General features: G+C 27.4%; 24 protein-coding genes and 1 riboswitch. Of the genes, 20 read left to right on the top strand and 4 right to left on the bottom strand.

All coding sequences use genetic code 11. The features are described 5' to 3' along the window. Position 1: 1 nt before the first annotated feature. Positions 2–84: riboswitch (cyclic di-GMP riboswitch) on the bottom strand. Positions 85–433: 349 nt separating this feature from the next. The 4 genes from ACWPW7_RS00285 to ACWPW7_RS00270 all read left to right on the top strand — a co-directional run bounded on the left by ACWPW7_RS00285 (position 434) and on the right by ACWPW7_RS00270 (position 3613). Next, positions 434–664 carry a DUF2164 domain-containing protein gene (locus ACWPW7_RS00285; RefSeq protein WP_039635442.1) on the top strand — a complete coding sequence of 77 codons (231 nt, stop codon included), beginning with the start codon at positions 434–436 and terminating at the stop codon, positions 662–664. A 259-nt stretch (positions 665–923) separates the two neighbouring features. Further along, positions 924–2180, top strand: a complete 1257-nt coding sequence (locus tag ACWPW7_RS00280; RefSeq protein WP_454051917.1) for a hypothetical protein — start codon at positions 924–926, stop codon at positions 2178–2180. 147 nt (positions 2181–2327) lie between these two features. Then, on the top strand, positions 2328–2771 hold the full coding sequence (locus tag ACWPW7_RS00275; RefSeq protein ID WP_454051916.1) for a cupin domain-containing protein: 444 nt from the start codon (positions 2328–2330) through the stop codon (positions 2769–2771). Between the two features lie 41 nt (positions 2772–2812). Then, positions 2813–3613 carry a multinuclear nonheme iron-dependent oxidase gene (locus ACWPW7_RS00270; RefSeq protein WP_454051915.1) on the top strand — a complete coding sequence of 267 codons (801 nt, stop codon included), beginning with the start codon at positions 2813–2815 and terminating at the stop codon, positions 3611–3613. Between the two features lie 97 nt (positions 3614–3710). Here the strand turns inward: ACWPW7_RS00270 and ACWPW7_RS00265 are convergent, their stop codons facing one another. From ACWPW7_RS00265 to ACWPW7_RS00255, 3 genes are all read right to left on the bottom strand, one after another. Continuing rightward, positions 3711–3959 carry a spore coat protein gene (locus tag ACWPW7_RS00265; RefSeq protein ID WP_454051914.1) on the bottom strand — a complete coding sequence of 83 codons (249 nt, stop codon included), beginning with the start codon at positions 3957–3959 and terminating at the stop codon, positions 3711–3713. A gap of 12 nt (positions 3960–3971) precedes the next feature. Then, complete coding sequence (locus ACWPW7_RS00260; protein ID WP_454051913.1) at positions 3972–4157, bottom strand: hypothetical protein; 186 nt, start codon at positions 4155–4157, stop codon at positions 3972–3974. Between the two features lie 278 nt (positions 4158–4435). Further along, positions 4436–5512, bottom strand: coding sequence for an NAD(P)H-dependent flavin oxidoreductase (locus tag ACWPW7_RS00255; protein WP_454051912.1), 1077 nt, complete (start codon positions 5510–5512; stop codon positions 4436–4438). 282 nt (positions 5513–5794) lie between these two features. On the opposite strand from ACWPW7_RS00255, the gene ACWPW7_RS00250 reads away from it, so the two are divergent. From ACWPW7_RS00250 to ACWPW7_RS00190, 13 genes are all read left to right on the top strand, one after another. Beyond that, entirely contained in the window at positions 5795–6355 is a 561-nt protein-coding gene (locus ACWPW7_RS00250) for a hypothetical protein (RefSeq protein WP_454051911.1), read from the top strand. Positions 6356–6678: 323 nt separating this feature from the next. Beyond that, positions 6679–7233, top strand: coding sequence for a hypothetical protein (locus ACWPW7_RS00245; protein ID WP_291564545.1), 555 nt, complete (start codon positions 6679–6681; stop codon positions 7231–7233). Between the two features lie 44 nt (positions 7234–7277). Then, positions 7278–7412: a hypothetical protein gene (locus ACWPW7_RS00240; protein WP_454051910.1), complete on the top strand. Its 135-nt coding sequence runs from the start codon at positions 7278–7280 to the stop codon at positions 7410–7412. A 309-nt stretch (positions 7413–7721) separates the two neighbouring features. Next, positions 7722–8282, top strand: coding sequence for a GNAT family N-acetyltransferase (locus ACWPW7_RS00235; RefSeq protein ID WP_454051909.1), 561 nt, complete (start codon positions 7722–7724; stop codon positions 8280–8282). Positions 8283–8712: 430 nt separating this feature from the next. Next, the gene (locus tag ACWPW7_RS00230; protein WP_454051908.1) at positions 8713–9681 is read left to right on the top strand and encodes an NAD(P)/FAD-dependent oxidoreductase; all 969 of its coding nucleotides are present in this window, start codon (positions 8713–8715) and stop codon (positions 9679–9681) included. Between the two features lie 318 nt (positions 9682–9999). Further along, the gene (queG, locus tag ACWPW7_RS00225) at positions 10000–10983 is read left to right on the top strand and encodes a tRNA epoxyqueuosine(34) reductase QueG (RefSeq protein ID WP_454051907.1); all 984 of its coding nucleotides are present in this window, start codon (positions 10000–10002) and stop codon (positions 10981–10983) included. 74 nt (positions 10984–11057) lie between these two features. Further along, entirely contained in the window at positions 11058–11801 is a 744-nt protein-coding gene (locus ACWPW7_RS00220; protein WP_454051906.1) for a lysophospholipid acyltransferase family protein, read from the top strand. Between the two features lie 588 nt (positions 11802–12389). Next, positions 12390–13580, top strand: coding sequence for a glycine C-acetyltransferase (locus ACWPW7_RS00215; RefSeq protein WP_454051905.1), 1191 nt, complete (start codon positions 12390–12392; stop codon positions 13578–13580). Positions 13581–13607: 27 nt separating this feature from the next. Next, on the top strand, positions 13608–14567 hold the full coding sequence (locus tag ACWPW7_RS00210; protein WP_454051904.1) for an L-threonine 3-dehydrogenase: 960 nt from the start codon (positions 13608–13610) through the stop codon (positions 14565–14567). A gap of 745 nt (positions 14568–15312) precedes the next feature. Then, positions 15313–15480, top strand: coding sequence for a hypothetical protein (locus ACWPW7_RS00205; protein ID WP_454051903.1), 168 nt, complete (start codon positions 15313–15315; stop codon positions 15478–15480). Then, the gene (locus ACWPW7_RS00200) at positions 15473–15706 is read left to right on the top strand and encodes a hypothetical protein (protein ID WP_454051902.1); all 234 of its coding nucleotides are present in this window, start codon (positions 15473–15475) and stop codon (positions 15704–15706) included. The genes ACWPW7_RS00205 and ACWPW7_RS00200 overlap by 8 nt, the downstream gene beginning before the upstream one ends. 553 nt (positions 15707–16259) lie before the next feature. Next, positions 16260–16892 (top strand): endonuclease III, encoded by a 633-nt coding sequence (gene nth / locus ACWPW7_RS00195; RefSeq protein WP_454051901.1) that lies wholly within the window; start codon positions 16260–16262, stop codon positions 16890–16892. A gap of 424 nt (positions 16893–17316) precedes the next feature. Then, on the top strand, positions 17317–17994 hold the full coding sequence (locus tag ACWPW7_RS00190) for a hypothetical protein (RefSeq protein WP_454051900.1): 678 nt from the start codon (positions 17317–17319) through the stop codon (positions 17992–17994). 50 nt (positions 17995–18044) lie between these two features. Here ACWPW7_RS00190 and ACWPW7_RS00185 read toward each other — a convergent pair whose 3' ends face one another. Further along, the gene (locus ACWPW7_RS00185; RefSeq protein WP_291564581.1) at positions 18045–18533 is read right to left on the bottom strand and encodes a thioredoxin family protein; all 489 of its coding nucleotides are present in this window, start codon (positions 18531–18533) and stop codon (positions 18045–18047) included. A 411-nt stretch (positions 18534–18944) separates the two neighbouring features. Between ACWPW7_RS00185 and pepT the strand changes: the two genes are divergently transcribed. From pepT to ACWPW7_RS00170, 3 genes are all read left to right on the top strand, one after another. After that, a complete protein-coding gene (gene pepT, locus ACWPW7_RS00180; protein WP_454051899.1) occupies positions 18945–20165 on the top strand; it encodes a peptidase T in 1221 nt (406 codons plus the stop codon). Positions 20166–20693: 528 nt separating this feature from the next. Continuing rightward, a complete protein-coding gene (locus ACWPW7_RS00175; protein WP_454051898.1) occupies positions 20694–21875 on the top strand; it encodes a S1C family serine protease in 1182 nt (393 codons plus the stop codon). 494 nt (positions 21876–22369) lie between these two features. Then, complete coding sequence (locus tag ACWPW7_RS00170) at positions 22370–23548, top strand: S1C family serine protease (protein WP_454051897.1); 1179 nt, start codon at positions 22370–22372, stop codon at positions 23546–23548. Positions 23549–24051: the final 503 nt, after the last annotated feature.

Below are 24051 nucleotides of genomic sequence, written 5' to 3'. Positions count from 1 at the left end.
TTTTTTAGAAGCCGGTTGCATCAGTAACTTCATATGTTCTAGATGCCCATATACAGAACACACTTCAAAGTTTTCTTCTAAATTTAACCAAATTAATAATATCATTTCCAAATTATCTTGTCAATAAAAACCATAAAAGTAATATTAATGAACGAATTTATAAAAGTGAAGTATTTCTCACTATAATTTCTTCTTTTTACAGTAATAATTAGAAGGTAATTAGCTATTTATGATTATTTATCTTTATATGGGAAAAAAGAAAGGTTATTAATATTTTTGGTAGAATATATTTACAATATAATAACAATTTAACTATGGCCACATAATACAATATTGCATTAATAGAGGATTTTAAAAAAAGTATAGTATGGAAGAAAGGAGGCTTTAGTGAGAGTTGTATACTTGCTAGACAACTTATCACTAAAATAAAATTATGAACAGTAAAATTAAATTAAGTAAAGAAAAAAGAGAAGAAATGATATCTAAAATTAAAAATTATTTTTTAGAAGAAAGAGAAGAAGAATTAGGAGATTTAGCTTGTGGAATGATTTTAGATTTTATCATAGAAGAACTATCAAGTGAATTTTATAACCAAGGGGTTTATGATTCATATAAATTTATGAATGACAGAATAGAAGATCTACTAGAGATACAAACATATTAAAGCAATTCACAATGCACAATTCAAAATTCACAATTAAGGTTGAAATTAGTTTTGATCAAACTAATTTCTTTAATAGATTTTTGTAGTTGCAAACATTATTTGAAATTTTTTTATATATCTAATAATGGGAATGGAATTGGATTTTCTGGAGAACGTTGCTCTCCCCTACAGTTAATCAATTCTAAATTTCTCAGCTATTGCTGAGAAATTTCCATAATTGTGCATTGTAAATTGTGAATTAAATAAGGGGGTTAGAGATATGAAAAGAAAAATAGTATTATTAATTATTGCAATTATTATGATATTTAATTTTACATCTTGTGCTAATTCCGATAAAAGCGAGAATGATGAAGTATCTTTAAAACAATATTATAAGTATTTAGATAAAAATAACGTTCAAATTGATTTAGAAGATAATGAAGATTATTCATCTTTTAAATTATTAAAAGATGATCTTAAAAATAATAAATTATTTTTAATAGGAGAAGTTCATGATATTAAAGATAATGCAAAGGTATTTCTAAAATTCTTAAAATATTTAAAACAGGAGACTAATTTTAAATATTTGGTAGAGGAAGATGAATATTTATATTCAATTTATAAAAATAAGTATCTACAAACAGGTGATGAAAATTATTTAAATAAATTTGTAAATAAAAAAAGACGACCTGAAAAATATGAAATGTGGAAAGAAATATATAGATATAACAAAACATTAAAAGATGAGGATAAAATACAAGTTGTAGCTATAGGTATTGATGGATTTGGAACTGAATCATATTTAATAGATATGTTAAAAAATAAAAAGTATGAAGAAGTTGAAGAAGACTTAAGTATTCTTAAAGAGCTATATGAAATTATGAATTTAGATGAAAATGCTCCTGTTGAAGAGTTGGAAAAGCAATTTGATAAATATAAAAATAAACTGCCAGTGTTAGTGGATAAAATATATAAAAATAAAAAACTGTATGAGGATATATTAAAAGAGGAAGCTTTTGATTTCTTTATGTTAATAGATAATTTAAAAAATACTATAGAAGTATATGATGGAAATATATTTGATAGTGATTTAGCACATATGAAAAGAGAAGAAAAATTGTATGAAAATTTTGAAAAAGTCTATAATCATTATCCAAAAGGAAAATATTTTGGTCAATTTGGTCTAAGTCATATTTATAAAGAGGAGACTACAAATAGAGTGTGGCTAGCAGAGGATATTAATGAAAAAATTCCAGAATTAAAAGATAAAATTCTATCTATAGCATTATTTTATAAAAACTCCTATTCTGCAAGAGCAGAAGACGTTCTATCTACTTATAATGACAATGAAGTTTTAGATAAATATTTAAAGTCGAATCATACTTTAATTAAGTTAAATGGCAAAAACTCACCATTTTCTAAAGCATTATATACAGATTTTATTTCTGAAATTGTGTTTGTTCAAAATGGCTATCATAAAAAAGGAGTAACAGCAGATTATTTTGATTATGTGATGATAATTCAAAATTCAAAATGATTTATTTGTACATTTTTAACCAAGTGAATTAAATAAGAATAAAATTTTAAAATAATTAGGAATTATTGAAATGACAGAAAAATTAATAGACTTAATTTATATTAATTTAAATAAGAAAGGTAGTGCTTTATGAAAAATATATGCAATATGAATAATATACCAAAGCAATATATTAGTAAGTTTCAAGGTGCTAAAACAATGTATGTAGGAAATGCTGTAGGTAGTGAAAAAATATATGTAAGTATAGATTATATAGAACCAGGTTATAAAAGTACAGAATATCATCATCACTTAATGCAAGAAGAGTTTTTTCTTATAATGAGTGGGAAGGGAATCATAAGAATAAACGACGAAGAATTTGAAGTTAAATCTGGAGACGTAATTTCAAAGCCTGCTGGCAAAAATATTGCACATCAATTTATTAATAATAGTGAAGAAGTATTGCAAATACTGGACGTTGGAACTAAAGAAGAGGATGATGTTGCTATATATCCTGATGAAAATATCCTATATGTAAGAAATAAAGGATTAGCTTTTAAAGTTGATGATGATATTATTTCAAAAGGGTGGACAACAGATCCAAATGAATAATTTATTATGTAAAAATCATAATTAATAAGAGGAGTTTAAAAATGTTACTAGGATGTAATTATTCAAAAGAACTTATAGAACTCTTACAAGAAAACATAGTTGATGTAGATTATATAAAACTTGGTCTTTATGACATATACAATGAAGCACTTGAAGTATCTCTCTCTTTGCGACCAGTTCTTCTACATGGATTAGGCTTTAATGAAAGAGCAACAATGAAAAATATAAAAGATGTAGATTGGAAATACGTAAATGATAGTATAAAAAAATTTAAATCACCTCATTATGGATTTCATTTAGCATCATGTATGCAAGATTGGGATAAGGATGTAACGGAAGAAGAAATAATTAGATATATGAGTGAATCAACAAAAGCTTGGATTGATAATATAGAAGTCCCTTTTTTAGTAGAGAATATGCCATACTCATCAATTGATATAAAAGAATTTGGAATTATGGAGATATGCGTAAAACCACATATAATAAAAAAGATATGTGATGAAACTAATGCTCATTTATTATTGGATATTGCACACGCAAAGGTAACAGCAAGAAATAGTGGAGAAGATATTTATAACTATTTAGAGGAATTACCATTAGATAAAGTGAAGGAAATACATATAGTAGGTACTCATGAAATCGAAGGTATAGAGCTTAGAGATTATCATTTGGAAATGAAGGAAGAAGATTTTGAAATTTTACAATGGGCTCTTTCAAAGTGTTCACCAGATATCATAACTTTAGAATATGGAGGACCGGGAGAACTTTATTCATGGAGAAGTGATAAAAAAGCATTAAAAAATCAACTGATTAAGCTTATGGACATATGTAGAAAATATTAATATTATATGTATTAATGAAATAAAGGCAGGTATTCCTGCCTTTATAAAAATTTGAAGTAAAAATAATCTTTTGTTAATTTCTTTGGGATAATAGATATTAGCCCATAGTTAATTCAGATTTTACTGTGCTTATTTCATCTTGTTTTGCTGCTTGAGCAGGTTTATAATATCCTTTTTCTTTAGCTGCTTGATAAATTTTATATTGACGAGCTTCATCACTGTCTCTCATTTGTTGAAGTGTTTGTCTTAGTTGTTGATTATCTGTTTGTGCTATCATGTTAGCATAGCCAGTTAAACTGCTATTGATCATGCTTAAATAGTCATTCATTATATCTTTTTCTTGCATTTTTACACCCTCCTATCCTAAGAATCCCATTAATTTTTGTTTAGCAGATCTTGCTTCTTGAGCATCAGTTTTTAGCATTTGAGTTAAGTTTTGGTCATTACATTGATTAGCAAAATCATCAAGTTTATTTGCTATTGTTTCATGAGCGCCAATAAGATGACGAAGGTTTTGTAGTTCTACTTGGTTTATGTTTTGCATAAAATCACTCCTAACTTTTTATTTCAATCTTAGTATTACACATAGAATATATTTTATTCTTATAATTTAATTATTAATTACAATGTTGTAAGAACAAGCATCTAAAGGAAATATTGCTACAATACTTCGCTAAGTTTAAGGTTATAGCATAAAAGAATGGGAAAAAAATATAAGAATGAAGAACTAAGGAGAAAACTAATTTTTATTAAAGTTATAAAGTATCTTTAATAAAAATCTCCATAAATTCTTCATTCTTAATCTTTAACTAATTATAATTGTTAATCATCAATTGAAATCAGTATTTCACCCTCAAGGGCATACATAAGCTCTCTAACAGAAACTATTTTATTCACTTTATATGCATTTTCACCAGAGAAAATTAATGCATTTTCCATATTACCTTTTGCCGCATTTATTAAAGCTGTGGTTATGCAATATGGAGTTTCTTTTGGATTACAAGGAATTAAGCAATTATAACATTTATCAACCTTTTGCTTTTCACATTCCACTGTTTTAGTGAAATTATTTAATATGGCACGTCCAGGCATTCCTACAGGACTTTTAACCAGTGAAATATCTTCTTTACTGCTATTTATATAAGCTTTTTTAAAGTTTATATGTGCATCACACTCTTCTGTAGCTACAAATCTAGTACCCATTTGTACTCCTTGAGCACCTAGTTTTAAAAAATTTGCAATATCAAATCCATCATAAATTCCACCAGCAGCAATTATAGGAATATTTTTATTATATTTTTCCTCATAAGGTTTAACTGCTTCAATTATTTGTGGAACTACACTCTCTAAGCTACATTCTTCTTTTTCCATATCTTCTTTGTGAAACCCTAAATGTCCTCCTGCCTTAGGACCTTCTACTACAATCATATCAGGAGCTACATTATGTTTTTTATCCCAAATTTTTAATATTACAGAAGCTGCTTTTAATGAAGATACAATAGGTGCAATCTTTGTTTTATACCCCTTAACTATTTTAGGTAGAGTAGTAGGAAGCCCAGCACCTGAAATTATTAAATCTACTCCACTTTTTATAGCTTCTAGAGCATATTCTTCATAATTTCTCATTGCTACCATTAAATTAACTCCTATTATTCCTTTTGGAGCTTTTTCTTTAGCAAGCTTTATATGTTTTCTTAATGCTTTTAAATTTGCCTCAAAAGCATTAGTTTCAAAATCTTCTTCATCATATCCTATTTGTGCTGCAGAGATAATTCCAATACCTCCACAATTTGCAACAGCAGAAGCTAAATTAGATAGGGAGATACCTATCCCCATTCCCCCTTGAATTATAGGTAATCTTGCTTCTAAATCTCCTATTCTTAATGGTTTTATATCCATTTAATAAAACATCTCCTTTATTTTGACTGTAAAATATTTTGATAATCAAACTAATTTGTAATAATTATAATCTATTATTTAAATATCATCAACTATATAAATATTACAATTTTTATGGACCTATTATAATAAAATGAATATGACTGTAATTAGGAAAAAATATTTTCATTAAGTCATATCTTATATAACCTATAAAATTTAAGAAATATTAATAGTATAAATATTGAAAATAATTTAAGAAAAATGTTATTATAATAAATATTAATATTTTAGGAGAGATATATGATAATAAAGTATATTAATATTTTATCAGGAATAATAATTTTATTATTTGGTTTATATATATCTAAAAGAAAAATAGTTATAAAAGAAAGTTCTTTTCTTACATTCCTATTCATTTACTTAATTTTTCAAGGGATTTTTCAAATAGAATTAGATAATATAGCTATATTTATAGCCTCAATCATATTAATTTCTATATTTTGTATTTTAGTAATTATATATTATAGGAAAACTTACTCTTTTTTTGGTATGTCAAAAGATGAGGCAACTAAAGTTCTAACTAATTTTTTCACAAGAAAAAACTTTAATTATAGTGTAGCTAAGAATAAAAATAAGCTATCAGTGGATATAGGAAAAAAAATCACTGAAATTGAGCTAAAATCCACATCTCATACTACATCTATTAATGTAGTTAATATTGAAGATAAAGAGAAATGTGATGAAATAATAGAAGAGCTAAAAAAAGAATTTTATAAAGATAAAAGAAATAAGTTTTCAACAGCGTCAGCAATATTAATATTACTTGGAGTTATAATAATTTCTCTTGGGTTTTTTATATAATAATGTTAGTAATTTTGATAAATATAAACTTAGGCAATTGAGAATTGACGATGGACAATTAACAATTAAGGAGGAAATTAGTTTTAATCAAACTAATTTCTTCAATTGATTTTTAAACTAGCAATACAGTTGCTAGTTTTTTTATGAGAAATTACTGTGTAACTTCTTATAATCAGGAGAATTTTGAGAGTTATAGCTTCTAATAAATTTAGCTAGTACAATGTAGAGTTAAATAGTTATATTTAAAAATAAAATGGTATTAAATGGTATAAAGCTTTTTTAAATCATATAATTTAGGGATAGAGATATTTAGGAGGAAGGTTATGATTTTTAAAGTTTTAAGTATATTATTTGGAGTTATAATTATACTGTTTGGAGTTCTTATAAGCAGAAGAAAATTTATTATTAAAGAAAGAATAACTAGAAGTTCAATATTTTTTTATATACTTTTTATTGAATTAATATTAAGAAATTTTAGAGAAAAGGACGGATTTACACTGATAACAACTATATGTATAGCCGCTATTTTAGTGATATTTGTATTTTATGCGAAAGTTTATACTGTTTATGGATTATGTAAGGAAGAATTAATTGAATTATTAGCAGATTTTTTTTCACAAAAAAGTATTCCATGGGAATTTGAAGATGACACTTTAATGATAGCTTATGGAGAAAAGCGAGTGGATATAAAATTAAAAGAAATATTTAAAAGAACTACACTTTACTTATCTCAGCTTGAAAATAGTAGTTTATGTAATCAAACAATAGATAAAATAAAAAATTATATAAAAGAAAATAAGAAAAATAAATTTTCTTATGAAACAATTATTTATATCATATTAGGAATTCTTCTCATATTTTTAGGAGTAAAATTGTAACCATTTAATTTCTTATGAATTGTTAGGAAAAGTATAAAATTTACATGGACATCTTCGTTATAGCCTCTATTGTAGTTTCACTTCCACTTATGTGTCAAAATATAAAATTAGGATTTATAAGTATTGATGATGAATATTGTGCAAGAACTTTAAGAGTAGCAAATTTAAGGCATTCTTAAAAATAACTTTCCCTTTAGTCATAAATTCTATAATTAGTAGTATAGTTTTAAGTGGCGCTGTTTTAAAAAAGGTGGGAAATTTAATTAATCTCTATAAATATATTATATAGCTATATTTATAGAGTTTTTTTCTGCATATAGGACTTTAGCAAAAGTTGTAGAAGATGATTTGATTCTATGCGTTAATCCTCTTTGCTAAAGGACTTTAAAACCAAAACAGCAATATATGCATAAATAGTAAACTTTTCTTGAGATTTACTTTTATTTGCATATAATAATATAATTAAGGCTAATAAAGGGGAGGATTTGATGAAACATAAAGGTACTATTTTAATAGAGACTGATAGAATTATCTTGAGAAAGTTTAAAGATACAGATTCAAATAATATGTTTAAGAATTGGGGAAGCGATGCTAATGTAACAAAGTATTTATCTTGGCAAACTCACAAAGATATTAAGGATTCAGAAGAGATTATTAATCTATGGATATCTAAATATGAAGATAATAGTGTTTATAATTGGGTAATGGAGCTAAAAGAGATTAACGAGGTAATTGGTAATATATCAATTGTTAAATTAGAAGATATGCATGATGCTTGTGAAATTGGCTATTGTATTTCAAGTAAATATTGGAATAAAGGTATTACAACAGAGGCTTTTAATGCAATAATAAAATACCTGTTTGAAGAAGTCGGAGTAAACAGAATTTGTGCAAAACATGACATTAATAATGTAACTTCTGGAAAAGTAATGCAAAAATGTGGAATGGTTTATGAAGGAACATTAAGAGAAGTTCAAATTAGAAATAATAAATTTTGTAGTTTAGCAGTTTACTCAATCCTAAAAAAAGAGTGGATTAGTAATGCTTAAAATTTCTAAATGAATTTATATTATAAGATTTTAATAGGATGCCTAATTAAATAGAGCCTTTTAAGTTTCACTAAAGATCAGGTAAATTTGGTGTAACATTAATGATGGTAGTTAACATTCACAGTAAAACTCAAACTATTTATATTAGATATGTATTTTGCAGTAGAAGGGCGAGAAATAACTCTAGCTAACATATTAATGTTTATAGTTGCTGTTTTTAGCCCTACTGTTACTTATACATTAAATAAGAAAATAATTCTAGATAAATAAATTATAGTATGGCCCTATAGGGTTATACTATTTTTAGGTTTAAACTTAGTTAATCCACAACTATAAATTGAATAAGTTACAACTTATGAATTTTATATTATAATTGGTAGTGTATAGAAACTTAGAAATTAGTGACCTATTATTATGGAGGGGTTTATTTATGATAAAATATGACCTTGTAATTATTGGTGGAGGACCAAGTGGTATGATGGCAGCAATTGCTGCAAAGGAAAATGGTGTTAAAGATATTTTAATTATAGATAGAGAAATAGAACTTGGAGGAATGTTAATAAATTGTATTCACAGTGGATTTACCAGTAAATATATAGAGGGAGATTTGACAGCACCAGAGTATATTCAAAGTTTAGTTGATAAACTAATAGAATATGAGATAGAATATAAAACTTCAACAGATGTGATAAGTTTACATACAAATAAAACCATAGTAGCAGTAAATGAAGAAGGAATTTTAGAAATTTCTTCAAGGGCAATAATCTTAGCTATGGGATGTAGAGAAAGACCATTAGGATATAAAAACATATTAAGCCATAGATGTTCAGGGATAATTACTTCTTTATCCACATTGAAATTAATTAACAGAACGGGAATAATGCCTGGTAAAGAAGTGTTAGTTTTAGGTTCAGGAGATCCTGCATTATTTGCAACAAGAAGTTTAGTACTAGAAGGGGCAAAGATTAAAGGAATCATTGAAACTACAGAAGGGCTAAGTGCAATTAATGAGGAAGTAAAAACCTTTATTAAGGATTTTAATATACCTGTTATGTTAAAGTCTAGAGTTACTAATGTTTTTGGTAAGGGAAGAGTTGAAGGAGTGAATATAGGACTTTTAGATGAGAATAATAAAGTTATTCCTAATAGTAAAAGTTATATAAGTTGTGATACTTTAGTTCTATCTATTTACCTTCATCCAGAAAATGCTCTAGCTTTAAAAGCTGGTATAGATATAGATTCAGAAAGTTCAAAAATGATTTTAAAAGATAATATGGAAACTTCAATAGATGGAATATTTGCTTGTGGCACTGTAGTTAAAGGATATGAACAAATAAATAAGATAGAAATGGAAAGTGAATTAATAGGAAAATATATAGCAGAATACTTATATAATTGAACATATAAAATAAGATGATTTATATAATATTTTGATTTCCATAACAAAATCTTTTTTATGAATTAAAAATTAAGAATGAAAGATGAAGAATTATGGTTAAACTCCATCGTCAAAGCCTTTGGAGTTTTTTAGAGCAAATTTTATTTTAAGAAATTCACTAAAAGTGAATTTCATCCTAAATTCTTCATTCTTAATTATTAATACTTAATTTCTAAAGATTTAGGCTATAATTGTGAATTTTGAATTTATGATAGTCCATTGTCAATTGTATAGGCTATGATATAATATATTAAATAAAATTTATAAAGGATTATAAGCATGAACGACAAAACTAGTATTATAAACTTTTGTAACTCTTTAGGGCTTACAACTGTAGGGTTTACAACATGTAGAGTTTTTTCCGAATTAGAAAATTATTATTCTTATAGGAAAGAAAAAGGATTTCAGATAGAATTTGAAGAAGATGATATAGAAAAAAGAATAAATCCATTTTTATTAATGGAAGATGGGAAAACTATAATATCAATAGCATTTCCGTATTTGCATGATGAAAATCGAAAGGTTAAATATTTTTCAAAATATACTTTAGGTGAAGATTATCATGTGGTAGTAAAAACATATCTGCAGGAAATATGTGGATATATTGAAAGTCTAGGTGGAAAAGCTATAGGATTTGTGGATAATAATCCACTTCCAGAAAGATATATTGCGTATCTTTGTGGTATTGGATTCGTAGGAAAAAATAATACATTTATCACTAAGGAATATGGGTCTTACATTTTTCTAGGGGAAATAATAACAGATTTATCCTTGGAAATTGATATCCCTGTAAAGGAAAGTTGTGGGAAATGTGAATTATGTTTAAATGCTTGTCCTACCAACGCTCTTAAAGAGCAAGTAAAGGATAATGATTTTAATAGATGTCTATCCTATTTGACTCAAAAAAAGCATATAGATGAATATTGGTTTGATAAGTTTAAAGGTAAAATTTTTGGATGTGATATTTGTCAAGATATATGCCCTTATAATAAAGAGGCTAAGCTTTCTCATATAGAAGAATTTAAAGCCTTTGATTTTATGAAAGAAGATGAACTTATAGATATAATTACTATGAATAATAGTAGCTTTAAAGAGAAGTATCAAAAATGTAGCTGTGGATGGAGAGGTAAAAATATCCTAATAAGAAATAGCCTTATTAATTATAATAATATAAAGTATGAAGATAAGGATAATATAATTAAGAATATAAATTCCCCATATATAAGGGAGTATTATGATAAACTTTTCAAAAATAAAACTTAAACAATTATAAATTGATACGGATTTTATAAATTGAAAATTATGATAGAATTTTAAAGTGTAGAGGTGGATAAAGAATGGATTTAGCTGCTAAATTTCGTTTGATAGAAAAGCTTCCAAAAAGCTTAGGAGATAAATTAATACAATCAGCTATTTATAGATACTATAAAAAATATGCAAATGTTAAAATTACTGGATATGAAAATATAGAAAAGCTAGAAGGTCCAATTATATTTATAGCCAATCATTTAAGCAATGCAGATGGTCTAGTTTTAAATAAAGTTCTTGAGAAGAAAAAACCTATATTTGTAGCTGGAGAAAAATTAAGTGAAAATTCTTTTACTAAAATGGGAGTAAGAATTATTGAAACTATAACTATAAAACCAAATTCTGCTGATAAAGAGGCTATTGCAAAGATAATTAAAAACTTAAAAGAGGGAAGGAACGTAGTTATTTTTCCAGAAGGGACAAGAAGTAGAACTGGTAGTATGATAGAAGCTAAAAAAGGGCTTCTTTTAATAGCAAAAATGTCTAAAGCTACTATAGTACCAATAGGATTATGTGGAACAGAAGATTTTATGCCAATAAATGATAATGATATGGGACAAGAAAGTTTTAGGAGAGCAGATATATTTATTAACATAGGATCACCGGTAGAAATAGTAGAAAAGCAAAAAGATGAAGATAAAAATAATTATAGTAATAGAGCGTTAAGGGAACTTATGCTTTCAGTTGCAAAATTAGTACCAGAAAAATATAGAGGAGTTTATTCTCTAGAAGAAAATAACGATGAAATTTCTAGTAGTCAAACAAGTGAATAATTATATAAGAAAAAGTCTATATCTAAGAAGGTATAGACTTTTTCTTGTATAATTTTTGCTGGTCTCTAATAGAATAAATTAGTTGAAAAATTCTTATGATCTACTGAGAGTTTATTATAAATTGTATATTGTAAATTATTAATTTTATACTAATGTGAATTTATTTAATCTGTTTTTAATAGAAGTTAAATATATGAAATAAAAATATTGTCTTAAAATAAATAGATAAAATAATAAATTTAAAATGTAAACGATTATAAAATCATGTATTATCTTCGATTAAAGAAGAAATTTGTACTTAAAATGCATATAATTTCAATTAAAAGTAATTAATATTTATATAGTTAAAATTAAGTAAATTTTTAATATAATCATATGTAAAGTTATTGAAATTTTGAATTTTAATTACAGGTTATTATGTGATTAGCATTGAAATCTCAAACTTTTTTTGAGTTTTAAGCAGGAGTTATGCAAAAAATGTAGAATAGGAAATAGTAAATGAAATGATAATAATTATTTATTAATATTCCTTATAAAAGTTTAATAAATTTAAAATATTTTTAAAACGTAATATATGGAGGTATAGACATGGGAAGTAAATCATTGGAAAAATTCTTAAAAGATAATTTACAAGACCTTAGAAGTAAAGGCTTATATAATGAAATTAATATTATAAATGGAGCAAATGGTCCAATTATAAATATTGATGGAAAAGAGCTTATAAACCTTTCATCAAATAACTACCTAGGACTTGCTACTCATCCAAGAATGATTGAAGCTACAATTGAAGCTACTAAAAAATACGGAGCAGGAGCAGGAGCAGTTAGAACAATTAACGGAACATTAGATATACACTCAGAACTTGAAAAAAGATTAGCAGAGTTTAAACATACTGAAGCTGCAATAGCTTTCCAATCTGGATTTAATTGTAATATGGCTGCAATTTCAGCAGTTATGGGTAAAAAAGATGCTATACTTTCAGATGCATTAAACCATGCATCAATTATAGATGGATGTAGATTATCCGGAGCAAAAATTATAAGAGTTGAACATTCTGATATGGACGATTTAAGAGCAAAAGCGAAGGAAGCCAAAGAGTCAGGATTATATGAAAAAATAATGGTTATAACTGATGGTGTGTTCTCTATGGATGGCGATATAGCTAAACTTCCTGAAATAGTGGAAATAGCTGAAGAATTTGACTTAATTACATACGTTGACGATGCACACGGTTCAGGGGTTTTGGGAAAAGGAGCAGGAACTGTTAAACATTTCGGATTATCAGATAAAATAGATTTCCAAATAGGTACATTATCTAAAGCTATTGGTGTAGTTGGAGGATATGTTGCTGGCTCTAAAGATTTAATTGATTGGTTAAAAGTTAGAGGTAGACCGTTCCTATTTTCAACTGCATTAACACCAGGAGCAGCAGGTGCTTGTATAGAAGCTATAAAAATATTGACTGAAAGCACAGAACTTCATGATAAACTATGGGAAAATGGAAATTATTTAAAGAAAGGCTTAAAAGAATTAGGCTTTAATATAGGAAGTAGTGAAACTCCAATCACTCCATGTATAATAGGAGAAGCTGATAAAGCACAAGAATTTAGTAAGAAATTATATGAAGAAGGAGTATATGCAAAATCTATTGTATTCCCAACAGTTCCAATGGGTACAGCGAGAGTTAGAAATATGCCTTCAGCAGCTCATACTAAGGAAATGTTAGATGAAGCTATTAAAGCATATGAAAAAGTAGGAAAAGAGATGGGAATAATCTAAAAGATAAAGCTTGGGGGTGTAACAATTATGAAAAAGATATTAGTTACAGGTTGTTTAGGACAAATTGGTACGGAATTAGTAGCAAAGTTAAGAGAAGTTTATGGACGTGATAATGTTATTGCTACAGATATAAGAAAACCAGAAGGAAACCCTATAGTTGAGGGTGGAGTATTTGAAATATTAGATGTTACTGATAGAAGTGCAATGCTTGAAATAGCTAAAAAATATGAGGTTGACTCAATAATTCACTTAGCTGCATTACTCTCAGCAGTAGCTGAAGCTAAACCTCAATTAGCTTGGGATATAAATATGGGTGGGCTTGTTAATGCCTTAGAAGTTGCAAGGGAACTAAATTGCAAATTTTTCACACCAAGTTCAATAGGAGCTTTTGGTCCAGATACTCCAAAAGTAAATACTCCACAGGATACAATTCAAAGACCAAAAACTATGTATGGTGTGACAAAGGTTTCTGGAGAGTTATTATGTGATTATTATCATACTAAATTTGGTGTAGATACAAGAGGGGTCAGATTCCCAGGTCTTATATCTTATGTAGCACCTCCAGGTGGCGGAACAACAGATTATGCTGTTGATATTTATTATGAAGCATTAAAAAATGGAAAATATACTTCATACATTGATAAGGGAACTTATATGGATATGATGTATATGCCAGATGCTATAAATGCAATAATAACATTAATGGAAGCTGATCCATCAAAGTTAAAACATAGGAATGCTTTTAATATAACAGCAATGAGCTTTGAACCAGAACAAATTGCAGCTGCAATTAGAAAATATATACCAGAATTTGAGATCAGCTATGAGCCAGATCCAGTAAGACAAGGAATAGCTAATACTTGGCCAGATTCAATTGACCCAACAGCTGCTAAAGAAGAATGGGGATTTAAAGCAGAATATGACTTAGATAAAATGACAGCTGATATGCTTCAAAAATTAAGAGAAAAAGGCATAGGAAATAAATAATAATATAAAAAACTAGCAATTATATTGCTAGTTTTTTATTATTCCACCTCTGGGGAACAGTAGTGAAGCCCGTTAGGGTTCCCCTGAGGTGCAGTATAGTTTGGAACTGAAATTATTCAACTTAAACTAATATTATGGAGATAAACAATATAATTAAAGTATCTTTTAATTTTGTAGACATTGTGCTATATCATACTGCACTTCAGGAAATTCATCAATCCACAATGTACAATTAAGGTGAAAATTATTTTTTTACAAAATAATTTCTCTAATTATTATAGGGGCGAACAGTGTTCGCCAGCTTTTTATGTTTCTTATAATTTAATATTAGTGCAATAATATGCGGCGAACACTATTCGCCGCTACAGTTAATCAATTCAAAATTTCTCAGCAATCGCTTAGAAATATCCATAATTGTGAATTGTACACCGTGAATTGTGAATTGAGCTCACCTCTGGGGAACAGTAGTGAAGCCCGTTAGGGTTCCCCTGGGGTGCAGTATAGTTTGGAACTGAAATCATTGAATTTAAACTAATATTATGGAGATAAACAATATAATTAAAATATCTTTTAATGTTTCTTATAATTTAATATTAGTGCAATAATATATGGCGAACACTGTCCACAATTGTCCATAGTTCATTGTCAATTTTCAATTGAATAAAGTGTAGTTTTCAATTGTTTGAGTAACGTTTTGTAAATTATGTTAAAATAGATATAATTATAAATTTAAGGGGGAGCTATTATGGAAGCGTCATGGGGGTTTAATCTTTTAATGGGATTTAATATTTTTAAGGAGACTTTAAAAGGAATTGGACTTATTTTTCTTATAATTCTAATGTTTAAAATTATTAAAGTTCTAAATATTTATATTAATAAAAACAAAGAATGTAAAGGTGAAAAAAATGAATAATATTGCTTATATTAATGGAAGTATAGAACTTTTAGACCTAACAAAGCCATTATGGGAGAAACTAAATAATCATCATAGGAGAAATTCTAATAATTTTTCACATAATTATGAAAGACTTACTTTTGAACTTAGAAAAGAGAAATTTTATAATAAAGACTTAAGGGTAAATATAGATTTAGTTAAAGATTTAGATAAAAGAACTATAATTCTTGAAGAGATTATATAGAAAAATCAAAAAGACTTACTAGTGATTACTAGTAAGTCTTTTTGTTAATTGCAATTAAGGAATATTCTTAAAATTTTTTATTAATAAGAATATGTTATGTCTTTGTTATATTTGGAGTTTTCTTATCGTATTCATTAATTAGTTTGCCTAATTATTAGTTTTTTATTCATATTATTGAAAAAAATTTAAAATGAATTTGTAAAATAAGATAATTAATAAAAGATAGATGAGTTTTATTGATAATTATAATATGAATAAAGTTTTTTTTGGTATAGTATAATATAAAATTCTTCTTATTATGTATTGTAAATTGAAAAGTTGTGTATTATAAGTTAAAGTTGATATAATATATTAAGTAATAGTTAGGCAACTTCAAAAAAATAACTAGTCAGTATACTAGTCTATTTTAAGTCATACTGCGTTAGCATAACTCACTCATAGTTTAAACTATGAGCGAAGCGTGTTTTCTTGCCTGGCAAAAAATAGACGTTGCATCTTTGACTTATTATTTTATTTCAGATGCCTTATTAAACTTAAGAAATAGGGTGATATAATGAATAAAGAAAATAGAGGTAAAGTTTTAGATATATTAAGTAAAGTTTATGGAGGGACAAAATGTGGACTTGATTTTACTACGCCTTTTGAACTTTTAATATCAACTATTCTATCAGCACAATGTACTGACGAGAGAGTTAATATAGTTACTAAAGAATTATATAAAGAATATAATACTCCGGAAGCTATAGTTACTTTAACGGAAGAAGAACTAGGGGAAAAAATAAGAAGTTGTGGCTTTTATAAAAATAAGAGCAAAAACATTTTAGGATGCTGTAGAATGCTTTTAGAAAAGCATGGAGGGGAAGTACCTAGAACCATGGAGGAACTTATAGAGCTTCCAGGAGTGGGAAGAAAAACTGCTAATGTTGTATTATCCAATGCTTTTGGAGTTCCTGCAATAGCTGTTGATACCCATGTGTTTAGACTTTCAAATAGAATTGGAATTGCAAAGGGAAAGAATGTAGATGAGGTAGAGCAAAAACTCATGAAAAATATCCCTAAGGAAATGTGGAGTGATGCTCATCATTACTTAATATGGCATGGAAGAAAAATCTGCAATGCTCGTAAGCCAAAATGTGAAGAATGTCCAATAGTTCAACATTGCGAATACTTTAATGGAAAAGGTTAGACAATTAAAACAATTCATAATTCAAAATTCACAATGCACAATTAAGGATGAAATTATTTTTAAACAAAATAATTTCTTTAAATAGATTTTTAACTAGCAATTTTATATTGCTAGTTTTTTTATATAAATTTACTTTGTAACTTTAAAAAAACAATCAGCTTTAAATTTCTCAGTTTCAACTGAGAAATATCCATAATTGTGAATTTTGCATTTTGCATTAAGCTAAGTTCGCCACTTTTTTTTATACATATCAAAATCTAATATTAATATAAAAAATATTATGGCAAATACTCTTCGCCACTTTTTTTGCATATATCATAATTTAATATCAATATAAAAGCATTAAAGGAATTAAGTACATAAAATGGAATATTATATATAGAGGCTTTATAAAATTTTGTAAATAATTAAAAGGGGGAGAGGTATGTTACCTTTAAATGCAGTATTTTGGGGATTTATCTTATTATTTAATATTCCAATTAAAAGTCTGGACAAAGTAAACTTTATTACTAGTCTTATTGGATATGTATTAATAATTTATGGCTGCTCTAAGTTAAAGGATAAAAATAAGCATTTTAAAAATGCAGCAATCTCTTATAGTACTATATTGGGTTTAAGTATTATAACATTATTTATTTCATCTAAGGTATCAATTCCAGAAATTGTAGAATCTAAAGAGGAAATTGCTTATATGTTTAAGACTGATGGACCATATATGTTAATCGGGATTATATCAAGCATTATAATTTTATTTGGTGTGTATTCTATATGTGTTGGAATTTCTAAAATGTATGAGGAGAAAGATAAGAACTTCTGGGCTTTAGAAATAAAGGGAATATGGAAGAAATTTAGAAATTCTGTTATAGTGTCTTTAGCATTAAGCATTATATTATTGATATGGTCTTTAATTGTATTTTATAATTCAGCATCTGGGTTTAATTTAAGCTTATACAGACTATCTATTTTTATTATGATACTTATATTAATATCATTAATAGTTTTACTTATAAATTATATAAGAATAATAATACAAGTTAGATATGCTCATGGTATATTGGAGAAAAATATGGAAGTCGTAGATCAATTTGGAGAAAAGTATTAACTTGCAAAATTATTTATTATAAAAAATCGTGACTAAAAGTCACGATTTTTTTATAATATTATATCTAATAAATTTTTTTCAATTAAGTTATTATATTTTCCATTTCTATATTCACTATAGACTGCTTTTCTTTCTTCCTGAGATAATCCCACCATCTTTTCCTGAAGCTCTTTTGGCGTTTCTACATATGCACCTTTAGGATTCATGTCTTCATCAAAAGTTATAATAGTTGGGATGGACTTACTTCCCACTGCTTCTTCCAAGAAATCTTCAAAGCCTGTTCTTGGCATGTAATGAATTTTCAAATTAGAGTTTTCTTCACTTAATTTTTGTATAAATGGAATTGTAACTATACAGTCTGGACAAAAGCCTTCAGTAAATACAGTAGCATGAATAATTTTATCTAATTTTTTAATCTCTTCCTTAGCATTTCCTGATAAGTTAGTATTATTATAAGCTTTATCTTGAATATCTCCATAATTTTCTTGTGATTTCTTTAAATAAGAATTAAAGCTTAAACCTTTTGATAAATCAATCATTTTTAAAACCTCCCTTTTATGTGATAACAATATTATTATATCAAGAAAATTTGAAAAATTATACATAAACAAGTTAGGCAATGTAAAACCTACATGAATTAAGAATTAAGTATGAAGAATGAAGAATTATGGTTGAAATTAATTTTGTAAATTAATTTCTTTAAATCATTTTTTTACTAGCAATACAATTGCTAGTTTTTATAAGAAGTTACTATGTAACTTCTTATATAATCAATTCAACTTTCTCCTATAAAGGAGAAGTGTCCACAATTCTTCATTCTTCATTATTAATTCTTAATTAATAACATGGGCGTTCTCCATTGTATAAACTTTCTTAATTGAGGTGAATTTAAGAAGGTGATATAATAAAATAAATATTGCAAATATTTATAAAAAAAGGTAGGGATGATAATGTCAAAACTTGTAGAGAGATTTTTAAACTATGTAAAATATGATACTAAAAGTGACGAAAATTCAAATACATTGCCTAGTACAGAGGGTCAATTAGTTTTTGGAAAAAGCCTTGTAGAAGAATTACAAGCAATAGGTATGACTGATGTAGCTATGGATGATAAGGGCTTCGTTACTGCAACACTACCATCAAATATAGATAAAAAAGTACCAACAATAGGATTCTTAGCTCATATGGATACGGCACCAGATTATTCTGGTGCAAATATTAATCCACAAATAGTTAAAAATTATGATGGTAAAGATATAAAGCTAAATGAGAATACAATTTTAACAACAAAAGATTTTCCAGAAGTTAAAAATTACGTAGGAAAAACACTGATTACAACAGATGGTACTACTTTGTTAGGTGGAGATGACAAGGCAGGTATAGCTGAAATAATGACAGCTATGGAATACTTAATAAATCATCCAGAAATAAAACATGGAACAGTAAAAGTTGCTTTCACTCCAGATGAAGAAGTAGGAACAGGATGCAATAATTTTGATGTTGAAAAATTTAATGCTGATTTTGCCTATACATTAGATGGCGGTGAAATTGGGGAAGTTCAATATGAAACTTTTAATGCTGCTAGTGTTGAAGTTAAATTCCATGGTAGAAATGTTCATCCAGGTTCAGCAAAAGGCAAAATGATACATGCGAGCTTAATAGCTATGGAATATATAAATAAACTTCCTGAAAATGAAAGGCCTGAAACTACAGAAGGATATGAAGGTTTTTATATGCTTGACGAAGTTCATGGGGAGGTAGAAGAAGCAAGGGCATCTTTCTTAATAAGAGATTTTTATATGGATAAATTTGAAGCTAGAAAAATTTATATGAAGGAAATAGCTTCAGAATTGAATAAAAAATATGGTGAAGGAATTGTTGAAATAGATATAAGTGATACTTACTATAATATGAGAGAAAAAATTGAAGTTGAAATGCACATAGTTGAAACTGCAATAGAAGCTATGAAGCAATTAAATGTAGAGCCACTTGTAATACCTGTAAGAGGAGGTACAGATGGATCAAAGCTTTCTTATATGGGATTACCAACTCCAAATATATTTACTGGTGGACATAACTTCCATGGCAAATTTGAATACATTGTAATTGAATCAATGGAAAAAGCCGTTGAAGTAATATTAAAAATTATAGATATTTATGCAAATAAATAAAACAACTTAGTCAATGGAGAATTGACGATGGACAATTGAAGATTAAGGTGGAAATTAGTTTTAATCAAACTAATTTCTTTAAATAGATCTTTTGTAGCGGCGAACATTGTTCGCCATTTTTCTTTTGTACATATAATAATTTAATATCAATATAAAAAATTATGGCCAACACTGTTCGTCGCTACAGTTAGACAATAGAGAAATTAAAATAATGGATAATTATTAAAGAAATTAATTTTTAACAAAAGTGATTATAAAACAAATCAATTCTAAATTTCTCAACTTTTGTTGAGAAATATCCACAAATTCTTCATTCTTCATCATTAATTCTCAATTAACAGATTGTGAATTAAGCTCATAATGATAAGAAATCTATCTTTAAAATTATTAAAAAAGATTAGCTATAATTAATTCTATTAAAATACAAAATTTTTATAATGACACAGAATTGACATTATACAGACACAGAAAAAACATATAACTATACTAACATTTAGTTATAGCATTAATGAAAGGAGATTATATATCATGAATGAGTTTAACGATTCTAACAGCACAACTAGTAAAGAAGTGGAAAAAACATACATATATGATACAAAGTTTACAGTAGAAAACCCTAAAAAACAAAAAAAGAATAAAAAAGCTGGCAGTCTTATAGCAATAGCACTTATTTGTTCATTACTTGGAGGGACTGTAGGAGGTACAGCTACTTATACTATAATAAATAACATTAATAATAAGAGTGCAGTTTCTAATAAAGAGACAGTTACTAATACTTCTACCACAGTAGACAATACATCATCTATGAGTATACCAGAAATTGCCAAAAAGGCTTCGCCAGCAGTTGTGGGAGTTGCTACAAAATCCATAAACCAAAATTCCCTTAGATGGCAATCTGAATTACAAGAAGGAATTGGATCAGGATTTATATTTAATGAGGAAGGATATGTATTAACTAATTATCATGTTATTGAAGGTGCTTCTGAAGTTAAAGTAATATTCTATGATGGCAAAGAAGTCACAGCTAAGGTTGTAAATTACCAAGAAGATGCAGATTTAGCTGTTCTTAAAATAACAGAAGATGTTGAGCTACCAGGAGTATTAGAGATTGGTAATTCAGATGACTTAGAAGTTGGAGAACAGGTAGTAGCAATAGGAAATCCTTTAGGAAAAGAATTTTCAGGTTCTGTAACAACTGGTATTATAAGTGCTTTAAATAGAGAAATGCAATTTGACGATGGTAAAACATTAAAATTAATACAAACTGATACTGCTATTAATCCAGGAAATAGTGGAGGGCCATTACTTAATTCTAAGGGACAAGTAATTGGAATAAATACTGCTAAAATAGGTCAACAGGGAGTTGAAGGTTTAGGGTTTTCAATACCAATAAATGAAGCATCTAATAAACTTGACAACTTATTAAAACCAATATTAAAGCTAGGTATTACTGCTTTAAACCTTAATGAAGAAACAGCAAAAGCTAATAATATGCCTGTTGGAATTTATATAGAAAATGTACAAAGCTTGAGTGTAGCTCAAAAAGGAGGACTTCAACCAGGAGATGTAATAGTTAAATTTGATGGCAAAAAGGTAAGTACAGTTGAAGAACTAAATAAAATTAAAGAATCTCATAATGAAGGGGACGTAGTATCTGTAGAACTTGTGAGAAGCGGAAAAACAATGAAAGTCAATTTAACATTAGAATAGATAAAACTTAATCAATACGAATTGACGATGGACAATTGACAATTAATGAGGAAATTAATTTTATAAATTAATTTCTTTAATAGACCTTTGTAGCGGCGAACAGTGTTCGCCATTTTTCTTTTTTATATATCATAATTTAATATTAATATAAAAAATATTATGGAGAACACTGTTCTCCGCTACAGTTAGTCAATTCTAAATTTCTCAGCTTTTGCTGAGAAATGTCCATAATTGTGAATTGAATAAGTGGCAGGTTTACATAAATTCCTATTCTTCGTTATTAATTATATAGAGGATTATCTTTAATTAATAGAGATAATAATGTTAAAAGAATGTTTTAAACAACATTTTTTTACATACAATATAGGTGAAAAGACGATATAAAAGGATAAAGTTTTTTATAATGACATTGAAATGTCATTGTACAGACACAAAATTGACATATAACTATACTAATATTTAGTTACAGGGTTGAGATAAGGAGGTTAAATACTATGAGTGAGTTTAATAATTCTAATGACTCAAATAATGAAGTAGAAAAAACTTATATATATGACACTAGTTTTACAGTAGAAAAGCCTGTAAAAGAAAAAAAGAATAGAAAGTTTGGTGCTTATATAGCAATAGCTCTTATTTGCTCACTCTTAGGTGGAGCAGTAGGAGGTACTATTACTTACACTATAATAAATAACAGCAATAATATAAATATAACTACTAAACCACAAACAAATAATGATACCTCTGCACCAGTGGCTAATACATCTTCAATGAATATACCGGAGATTGCTAAGAAAGTTTCTCCAGCAGTTGTAGGGGTTGCTACAAAAACTGTAAGTTCAAACTTCTTTGGATGGCAATTTGAACCTCAAGAAGGAATTGGTTCAGGATTTATATTTAATGAAAATGGAACTGTTTTAACTAACTATCATGTTATTAAAGGAGCTTCTGAAGTTAAAGTAATATTCCATAATGGTAAAGAAGTTTCTGCTAAAGTTGTAAATTATAAAGAAGATGCAGACTTGGCAGTTCTTAAAATAGCAGAAAAAGTAGAAATGCCAGGAGTGTTAGAGTTTGGTGATTCAGATGCACTAGAAGTTGGAGAACAGGTTGTAGCTATAGGGAATCCATTAGGAAAAGAATTCTCTGGTTCAGTAACAACAGGTATTATAAGTGCCTTAAACAGAGAAATGAAGTTTGAAGATGGTAAAACATTAAAGTTAATACAAACTGATACCGCTATCAACCCAGGTAATAGTGGTGGACCATTAATTAACTCTAAAGGACAAGTAATTGGAATAAATACTGCTAAGATAGGTAAGCAGGGAGTTGAAGGTTTAGGATTCTCAATTCCAATAAATGAAGTACTTAATAAACTTGATAACCTAACAAAGCCAGTATTAAAATTAGGAATCGCCTGTATAAATCTTAATGAAGAATTAGCAAAGGCTAATAAGCTACCTGTTGGAATTTATATAGAAAAGGTAGAAAGCTTGAGTGTAGCTCAAAAAGGTGGGCTTCAACCAGGAGATGTAATAGTTAAATTTGCTAATAAAAAGGTTAGTACAGTTCAAGAAATAAATAAAATTAAAGACTCTTATAAAGAAGGGGACGTAGTACCTGTAGAATTTATAAGAGATGGAAAAACGATGACAGCTAACTTAAAATTAGAATAGATAGGCATCTAAAATAATTAGTCAAAGATGCCGAAAACCAATTAATTTATGCGATTAGTTAACCTCAGATAATTAATTGACGTTGGTTAATAAATTATCTTTAGGTAATTAATATCTATCCCCCTTTTTTAATATTAAAATATTAAAAACCGAAACACAAGCAATACCCACAACAAGATAGCCTCCTTGTTGTGGGTATTGTTTTTTTTGTGTTAACAATAGATTGGATAATTGATAATTGACGATGGACAATTAAGAGTGAATTTATTATTAAAAAATAATTTCTTTAATAAACTATTGTAGTGGCGAATATTGTTCACCATCTTTCCAGCTCTGGGGAACAGTAGTGAAGCCCTTTAGGGTTCCCTTGAGGTGCAGTATGATTTGGAGCGAGAATCAATAAAATTAACTAATCTTATAGAGGAGCTATAACAATTAAGAATTAAGTATGAACAATGAAGGATTATGGTTGAAATTAGTTTTAAACAAACTAATTTCTTTAA

The organism is Clostridium sp. Marseille-Q7071, assembly GCF_965112025.1.
This window is presented reverse-complemented; position numbering and strand designations above follow the sequence as displayed.

Coding starts and splice junctions, on each gene's coding strand:
- ACWPW7_RS00170 (WP_454051897.1), top strand. CDS start 22,370: ATGAGTGAGTTTAATAATTCTAATGACTCAAATAATGAAGTAGAAAAA.
- ACWPW7_RS00175 (WP_454051898.1), top strand. CDS start 20,694: ATGAATGAGTTTAACGATTCTAACAGCACAACTAGTAAAGAAGTGGAA.
- ACWPW7_RS00270 (WP_454051915.1), top strand. CDS start 2,813: ATGTTACTAGGATGTAATTATTCAAAAGAACTTATAGAACTCTTACAA.
- ACWPW7_RS00240 (WP_454051910.1), top strand. CDS start 7,278: ATGGACATCTTCGTTATAGCCTCTATTGTAGTTTCACTTCCACTTATG.
- ACWPW7_RS00250 (WP_454051911.1), top strand. CDS start 5,795: ATGATAATAAAGTATATTAATATTTTATCAGGAATAATAATTTTATTA.
- ACWPW7_RS00205 (WP_454051903.1), top strand. CDS start 15,313: ATGGAAGCGTCATGGGGGTTTAATCTTTTAATGGGATTTAATATTTTT.
- ACWPW7_RS00220 (WP_454051906.1), top strand. CDS start 11,058: ATGGATTTAGCTGCTAAATTTCGTTTGATAGAAAAGCTTCCAAAAAGC.
- ACWPW7_RS00200 (WP_454051902.1), top strand. CDS start 15,473: ATGAATAATATTGCTTATATTAATGGAAGTATAGAACTTTTAGACCTA.
- ACWPW7_RS00185 (WP_291564581.1), bottom strand. CDS start 18,533: ATGATTGATTTATCAAAAGGTTTAAGCTTTAATTCTTATTTAAAGAAA.
- ACWPW7_RS00280 (WP_454051917.1), top strand. CDS start 924: ATGAAAAGAAAAATAGTATTATTAATTATTGCAATTATTATGATATTT.
- ACWPW7_RS00275 (WP_454051916.1), top strand. CDS start 2,328: ATGAATAATATACCAAAGCAATATATTAGTAAGTTTCAAGGTGCTAAA.
- queG (WP_454051907.1), top strand. CDS start 10,000: ATGAACGACAAAACTAGTATTATAAACTTTTGTAACTCTTTAGGGCTT.
- ACWPW7_RS00235 (WP_454051909.1), top strand. CDS start 7,722: ATGAAACATAAAGGTACTATTTTAATAGAGACTGATAGAATTATCTTG.
- ACWPW7_RS00230 (WP_454051908.1), top strand. CDS start 8,713: ATGATAAAATATGACCTTGTAATTATTGGTGGAGGACCAAGTGGTATG.
- ACWPW7_RS00245 (WP_291564545.1), top strand. CDS start 6,679: ATGATTTTTAAAGTTTTAAGTATATTATTTGGAGTTATAATTATACTG.
- ACWPW7_RS00285 (WP_039635442.1), top strand. CDS start 434: ATGAACAGTAAAATTAAATTAAGTAAAGAAAAAAGAGAAGAAATGATA.
- ACWPW7_RS00265 (WP_454051914.1), bottom strand. CDS start 3,959: ATGCAAGAAAAAGATATAATGAATGACTATTTAAGCATGATCAATAGC.
- ACWPW7_RS00215 (WP_454051905.1), top strand. CDS start 12,390: ATGGGAAGTAAATCATTGGAAAAATTCTTAAAAGATAATTTACAAGAC.
- nth (WP_454051901.1), top strand. CDS start 16,260: ATGAATAAAGAAAATAGAGGTAAAGTTTTAGATATATTAAGTAAAGTT.
- ACWPW7_RS00210 (WP_454051904.1), top strand. CDS start 13,608: ATGAAAAAGATATTAGTTACAGGTTGTTTAGGACAAATTGGTACGGAA.
- ACWPW7_RS00255 (WP_454051912.1), bottom strand. CDS start 5,512: ATGGATATAAAACCATTAAGAATAGGAGATTTAGAAGCAAGATTACCT.
- ACWPW7_RS00260 (WP_454051913.1), bottom strand. CDS start 4,157: ATGCAAAACATAAACCAAGTAGAACTACAAAACCTTCGTCATCTTATT.
- ACWPW7_RS00190 (WP_454051900.1), top strand. CDS start 17,317: ATGTTACCTTTAAATGCAGTATTTTGGGGATTTATCTTATTATTTAAT.
- pepT (WP_454051899.1), top strand. CDS start 18,945: ATGTCAAAACTTGTAGAGAGATTTTTAAACTATGTAAAATATGATACT.